8 protein-coding genes are annotated in these 6,067 nt (G+C 68.6%); 2 read left to right on the forward strand and 6 right to left on the reverse strand.

Features of this window, described 5'->3' with window-relative positions; genetic code table 11:
* Positions 1-101: 101 nt before the first annotated feature.
* The 5 genes from GUY60_RS32675 to GUY60_RS32695 all read right to left on the reverse strand — a co-directional run bounded on the left by GUY60_RS32675 (position 102) and on the right by GUY60_RS32695 (position 4,462).
* The gene (locus tag GUY60_RS32675) at positions 102-1,430 is read right to left on the reverse strand and encodes a dicarboxylate/amino acid:cation symporter (RefSeq protein WP_161704488.1); all 1,329 of its coding nucleotides are present in this window, start codon (positions 1,428-1,430) and stop codon (positions 102-104) included.
* Between the two features lie 427 nt (positions 1,431-1,857).
* Positions 1,858-2,151: a DUF4229 domain-containing protein gene (locus GUY60_RS32680; RefSeq protein WP_312866509.1), complete on the reverse strand. Its 294-nt coding sequence runs from the start codon at positions 2,149-2,151 to the stop codon at positions 1,858-1,860.
* A gap of 80 nt (positions 2,152-2,231) precedes the next feature.
* A complete protein-coding gene (locus GUY60_RS32685) occupies positions 2,232-2,756 on the reverse strand; it encodes a GNAT family N-acetyltransferase (RefSeq protein WP_161704490.1) in 525 nt (174 codons plus the stop codon).
* Positions 2,757-2,759: 3 nt separating this feature from the next.
* Positions 2,760-3,923, reverse strand: coding sequence for an aminofutalosine synthase MqnE (mqnE, locus tag GUY60_RS32690; RefSeq protein WP_161704492.1), 1,164 nt, complete (start codon positions 3,921-3,923; stop codon positions 2,760-2,762).
* An 83-nt stretch (positions 3,924-4,006) separates the two neighbouring features.
* On the reverse strand, positions 4,007-4,462 hold the full coding sequence (locus tag GUY60_RS32695; RefSeq protein ID WP_161704494.1) for an Lrp/AsnC family transcriptional regulator: 456 nt from the start codon (positions 4,460-4,462) through the stop codon (positions 4,007-4,009).
* Positions 4,463-4,590: 128 nt separating this feature from the next.
* On the opposite strand from GUY60_RS32695, the gene GUY60_RS38360 reads away from it, so the two are divergent.
* Positions 4,591-4,743: a hypothetical protein gene (locus GUY60_RS38360; protein ID WP_187370187.1), complete on the forward strand. Its 153-nt coding sequence runs from the start codon at positions 4,591-4,593 to the stop codon at positions 4,741-4,743.
* Positions 4,744-4,751: 8 nt separating this feature from the next.
* Here GUY60_RS38360 and GUY60_RS32700 read toward each other — a convergent pair whose 3' ends face one another.
* Positions 4,752-5,435 (reverse strand): UbiX family flavin prenyltransferase, encoded by a 684-nt coding sequence (locus GUY60_RS32700; protein ID WP_161704496.1) that lies wholly within the window; start codon positions 5,433-5,435, stop codon positions 4,752-4,754.
* A gap of 72 nt (positions 5,436-5,507) precedes the next feature.
* Between GUY60_RS32700 and GUY60_RS32705 the strand changes: the two genes are divergently transcribed.
* Positions 5,508-6,067 (forward strand): rhomboid family intramembrane serine protease (locus GUY60_RS32705; protein WP_161704498.1); only part of this gene is annotated, 560 nt, incomplete at its 3' end.

Consider the following 6,067-nt stretch of genomic DNA (forward strand, 5'->3'; position numbering starts at 1 on the left):
ACCCCGTCCCCCACCACAGCCGCCCCCTCACCTCACGGCCGCCACACACGACCGCGCCCCGGACCGAGTATCACGGTCCGGGGCGCGGTACGGGAGTCACATCAGGCGGTTGCCGGGACCGCCTGCGGCTGGTCGAGCGGCTCGTCGATCGGGGACGCCGAGGCACGGTCGTACGCCTCGCGGTCCAGGATCTTCTCGCGGGACGCGACGATCACCGGGATGACCGCCTGGCCGGCCACGTTGGTGGCGGTGCGCATCATGTCCAGGATCGGGTCGATGGCGAGCAGCAGACCGACGCCCTCCATCGGCAGGCCCAGCGTCGACAGGGTCAGGGTCAGCATGACCGTGGCGCCCGTCAGACCGGCGGTGGCGGCGGATCCGATGACCGAGACGAAGGCGATCAGGATGTACTCCTTGATGCCCAACTGCACGTCGAAGATCTGCGCGACGAAGATCGCGGCGATCGCCGGGTAGATCGCGGCGCAGCCGTCCATCTTGGTGGTGGCGCCGAAGGGAACCGCGAAGGACGTGTAGTCCTTCGGTACGCCGAGGCGCTCGGTGACCTTCTGGGTGACCGGCATCGTGCCGACCGAGGAGCGGGAGACGAAGGCCAGCTGGATCGCGGGCCAGGCACCCTTGAAGAACTTCAGCGGGTTGACCTTGGCGACGGTGGCGAGCAGCAGCGGGTAGACGCCGAACATCACCAGGGCGCAGCCGATGTAGATGTCCGCGGTGAACGTCGCGTACTTGCCGATCAGGTCCCAGCCGTAGTCCGCGATGGCGAAGCCGATGAGGCCGACGGTGCCGATCGGGGAGAGCTTGATGACCCACCAGAGGGCCTTCTGCAGCAGCGTCAGGACGGACTCGCTGAGCTCCAGGATCGGCTTGGCCTTCTCGCCGATCTTCAGGATGGCGATACCGGCGACGGCGGCCATGAAGACGATCTGCAGCACGTTCAGCTCGGTGAACGGCGTGATGATGTCGGTCGGGATGATCCCGGTCAGGAAGTCGATCCAGGTGCCCGCGCTCTCGGGCTTCGCGCCGTCCTTGGGCGTGAGGCCGGTACCGGCACCGGGGTTGGTCAGCAGGCCGATCGCGAGGCCGATGACCACCGCGATCAGCGAGGTGATCATGAACCAGAGCAGGGTGCGGGTCGCCAGGCGCGCGGCGTTGTTGACCTTACGCAGGTTGGTGATCGACACCAGGATGGCGAAGAAGACGAGCGGCGCGACGGCCAGCTTGAGCAGCTGGACGAAGATCGAGCCGACCTTGTCGAGGGTGGTGACCAGCCAGGACACATCCTGGCTGCGGGCCAGCCAGCCGAGCAGGACACCGAGGACCAGACCGGCGACGATCTGGGCCCAGAAGGGGACCTTCGGTATTCGGAAGCCGGACGGCTTCTCGGCGGCGGCTTGGGAATTCGCGGACACGGACACACTCCGGTGAAGACGCGCGGGGTCGGGGACTTGCGTGCGGAGGCACGCGGCAAGACGTGACTTGCGTGGAGCGGCGGCCGCGGAGAACGGCGCGGCACCGCTGCATGGATGTCGCTCAGACGCGGCAACAGGCCGCGGACACGCAGCGGCAGAGATCGACATGCAGGCGCGCCACGAGCAGAACGCTCATGGAGGTGGGGGGCGCGGCTGCTGTCTTCATGTCGAACACGTTAACACTTGAACTTTGAGTACATCAAAGGGCTTCTTTGGGATACGTTTCCGGCCACTCGACCCCGAACAGGCCGAAAAACAAAGGCGCCCCGGCGTCCGAGCGAGGGCTCGGACGCCGGGGCGTCGCGTTCGTTGTGAGCAGAGTTACACGCCTGCGGGAACGTTCAGGGAACCCGTACCGGCGGCGGACTCAGAGCTGTACGCCGTCTTCCATGGTGCGGCTCTCGGCGAGCTTGGTCTTGGCACGGTCGACGCGGTCGACGATCTGCTCGGACATCTCGTCGCGCTGCTTGCGCAGCAGGACGAAGCTGAGCGGCGCGGAGACGACGATGGCGAGGACCAGCACCCAGAGCAGGTTCGATCCGCCGAGACCGCGCGGCAGCACGCCGGCGTAGACCAGACCCCAGATCGCGAAGAAACTGGCGGCGAAGATGCCCAGCCGCATCGCGGTGTACCGGACGGTGGCGCTCGGCTTCGGTGCCACGGCTCGCCTTCTCTCTGCAGTCACGTTCACGGCCTGTCCGACTAGTGAAGCACGCCCGGAAATCGATCGTTCCGGCGGGCTCAGTGCAGCGGCAGCCACATCGTGATGTCGTCCCGGTCGTCGTCCGGGGCCACCCTGATCGCGCCGGGCACCCGGCCGGCCTCCTTGTAGCCGCACGATCCGTAGAACCGCTCGAGGCCGAGGCCGCCCCGGCAGGTCAGCCGGATGCCCTCGACTCCGTCGAGGGAGCGGGCCGCGTCCGCGGCGGCGGCCATCAGGTCCCGGCCGTACCCCTTGCCCTGGTGCGCGGGGTGCAGCATCACGGTGTAGAGCCAGAGCCAGTGGCGCATCAGGCGGTGCGAGTTCAGGGCGAGGAAGGCGGTCGCGGCGACGGCGCCGTCCTCGTCGTACCCCACGAGCAGCTTGGTGCGGCCCTCGCTCATCGCGGTCAGGTGCTTCAGCCACTCGGGCCGTACGGCGTCGCGCGTCACCGGCGGTACGAATCCGACGGCGCCGCCCGCGTTGGTGACGGCGGCCCACAGGTCGAGGACGCCGCGGCCCAGGTCGGGGCCGACGGCGGGCTCGAACTCAAAACGCAGCGGCACGGTTCAGACCCGCATCGGCTGCGGCGACTCACGACGCTCCGGGTCCGGGCCGTCGTACTCGCGGATGAGCTCGTACCGGGTGTTCCGCTCGACCGGGCGGAAGCCGGCGTCGCGGATCAGGTCGAGGAGGTCCTCGCGGGTGAGCTTGTTGGGCGTGCCGTAGTTGTCGGCGTCGTGCGTGATCTTGTACTCGACGACCGAGCCGTCCATGTCGTCGGCGCCGTGCTGCAGGGCGAGTTGGGCGGTCTGCACGCCGTGCATCACCCAGAAGACCTTGACGTGCGGGACGTTGTCGAAAAGCAGCCGGGAGACGGCGAAGGTCTTCAGGGCCTCGGCGCCGGTCGCCATCTGCGTGCGCGCCTGCAGCTTGTTGCGGACCTTGCCGTCCTGCATGTCGACGAAGTCGTGCTGGTAGCGCAGCGGGATGAAGACCTGGAAACCGCCGGTCTCGTCCTGGAGTTCACGCAGCCGGAGCACGTGGTCGACGCGGTGCTTGGGCTCCTCGATGTGTCCGTACAGCATCGTGCACGGGGTCTTCAGACCCTTCTCGTGCGCGAGCCGGTGGATGCGCGACCAGTCTTCCCAGTGGGTCTTGTGGTCGACGATGTGCTGGCGCACGTCCCAGTCGAAGATCTCGGCGCCGCCGCCGGTCAGCGACTCGAGACCGGCGTCGATGAGCTCGTCGAGGATCTCGGAGGCGGAGAGCCCGGAGATGGTCTCGAAGTGGTGGATCTCCGTCGCCGTGAAGGCCTTGAGGGAGACGTTCGGCAGCGCGGCCTTCAACTCCCGCAGGGAGCGCGGGTAGTAGCGCCACGGCAGGTTGGGGTGCAGGCCGTTGACGATGTGCAGCTCGGTGAGGTTCTCGCCCTCCATCGACTTGGCGAGCTTCACCGCCTCCTCGATCCGCATCGTGTACGCGTCCTTCTCGCCCGGCTTGCGCTGGAACGAGCAGTACGCGCAGGACGCGGTGCACACGTTCGTCATGTTGAGGTGACGGTTGACGTTGAAGTGCACCACGTCGCCGTTCTTGCGGGTGCGCACTTCGTGGGCGAGGCCGCCGAGCCAGGCCAGGTCGTCCGACTCGTAGAGGGCGATCCCGTCCTCGCGGGTCAGCCGCTCACCGGCCAGAACCTTCTGCTCGAGCTCTCGCTTGAGTCCCGCGTCCATGCGCCTCAACCTCTCCCTGCGGACAACTCGACAACCGTACTCCCCCGCCCCTGACCGGCACTCACCCCCACCGGCGCCCGGCGTCACACCTCTTCGGGCAGTTCCCCGACCCGGTTCTCCCACTTCGTGGAGAGCACGATGGTGGTGCGGGTGCGCGAGACACCCTTGGTGCCGCTGAGCCGGCGGATGGTCTTCTCAAGACCGTCCACGTCGTCCACCCGCACCTTGAGCATGTACGAGTCGTCGCCCGCGATGAACCAGCAGTCCTCGATCTCGCCCAGGTCCTTGAGCCGGTGCGCCACGTCCTCGTGGTCGGTGGCGTCGGAGAGCGAGATGCCGACCAGGGCGGTCACGCCGAGGCCGAGCGCGGCGGAGTCGACGGTCGCGCGGTAGCCGGTGATGACGCCCGCCGCCTCCAGGCGGTTGATGCGGTCGGTGACGGAGGGGCCGGAGAGTCCGACGAGCCGGCCGAGTTCGGCGTACGAGGCCCTGCCGTTCTCCCGGAGGGCCTGGATGAGCTGCCTGTCCACCGCGTCCATATGCCTGGTGCCTTCCATTGTTCAGCGATGCCACGAGTTTACGTATAAAATCTAAGGCGCACAGGGTCACACCCCTGTGATTCTTTCACCAGATCACCGAAGATCTTTCAGATTCTCAGATTCCAGGAGTGAGCTTCACCGTGTACACGATCGAGATGGCCTACGCCCACATGCGACAGCTGCAGGAGCTGGCCAACCGCTCGCGTGCCCACCTGCCCGCCGACGCGAACGGTCGCGCGGCCGCGAGGTCCCGCCGCTCGCGCGGCGCCAAGAAGCGCTAGCCGACCGCCTATACGCGAGAGCCGCCACCGAGCTCTCCTTCCCACCGGCGGTACAGGTCGTGCGGCACCCCTGCCGCGTCGAGCACCCGCCCGGCGACGAAGTCCACCAGGTCCTGGATGTGCGTCGCCCCCGCGTAGAACGCCGGCGAGGCGGGCAGCACGATCGCGCCCGCCTCGTCGAGCGACACGAGATGCTTCAGCGTCTGACCGTTCAGCGGGGTCTCCCGCACGGCGACGACCAGCTTCCGGCCCTCCTTGAGGGTCACGCTCGCCGAGCGCTGCAACAGGTCCTTCGAGAGCCCGAGCGCCACTCCGGCCACGCAGGCCGTGGACGCGGGCACGATCAGCATTCCCCGCACCGGGTACGAGCCGGACGAGGGGCCGGCCGCGAGGTCACCCGCCGCCCAGTACCGCACATCGGACACGTCGGCCGGAGTGAAGGTGTCGGGCTTGCCGTCGGCGCCCCGCGCGAGCCACGCCCGCAGGTCCTCCTGCCAGTGCGCGTCCCGGAACGCGATGCCCGTCTCGTCGAGCAACGTCAGCCGCGAGGCCCGGCTCACGACCAGGTCCACGCTCTCCCCCGCACCGAGCAGCGCCCGCAGCACGGCGGCGGCGTACGGCGTACCGGACGCGCCGGAGACACCGACCACCCAGGGTCGGCGCTGCGAGGTGTGTTCGGGTACGGGCTGCACGCGACGAGCCTATCCGCAGGCCCGGAACCGGGCAGACCCCACCGGGCGTTGAGCGGACAGGAGGCTTCTGTCATGGCGTACGCACAACCCGTACCGTGGCGTTCGACCCCACTGTCCGGCAGGCGGCGGGCCCTTGTGGCCGCCGTCGTGATGGCCGCCTGGGTCGCCCTGCTCTGGCTGCTCGAAGTCATCGACACGGTGAGCGGCCACGCCCTCGACGCGCACGGCATCACCCCGCGTGTGCCGGGTGAGCTGTGGGACGTGGTGCCGGCGGCGTTCCTGCACTTCGGCTTCGGTCACGTCGCGACGAACAGCGTGCCGCTGCTCGTCCTCGGCTTCCTGGCCGCGCTCTCCGGGCTGCGCCGGTTCGCCGCGGTCGTCGCGGTGATCGTGCTCGCGAGCGGCCTCGGCGTCTGGTTCTTCGGGCCCGCCGACTCGGTGACGGCCGGTGCGTCCGGGGTCGTCTTCGGACTCTTCGGCTATCTCCTGATCCGCGGCTTCGTGGACCGCCGCGCGGTGGACGTCCTGATCGGCGTCGTCGTCCTCGCGGTGTACGGCTCGATCCTGTGGGGCGCGCTGCCGACGGCGGAGGGGGTCAGTTGGCAGGGGCATCTGTTCGGGCTGGTGGGTGG

This window comes from Streptomyces boluensis, assembly GCF_009908195.1.
Classification (GTDB): domain Bacteria; phylum Actinomycetota; class Actinomycetes; order Streptomycetales; family Streptomycetaceae; genus Streptomyces; species Streptomyces boluensis.

Excerpts from the sequence above, each read along its gene's own strand:
- mqnE (WP_161704492.1), bottom strand. The coding sequence starts at position 3,923 with ATGGACGCGGGACTCAAGCGAGAGCTCGAGCAGAAGGTTCTGGCCGGT.
- GUY60_RS32695 (WP_161704494.1), bottom strand. The coding sequence starts at position 4,462 with ATGGACGCGGTGGACAGGCAGCTCATCCAGGCCCTCCGGGAGAACGGC.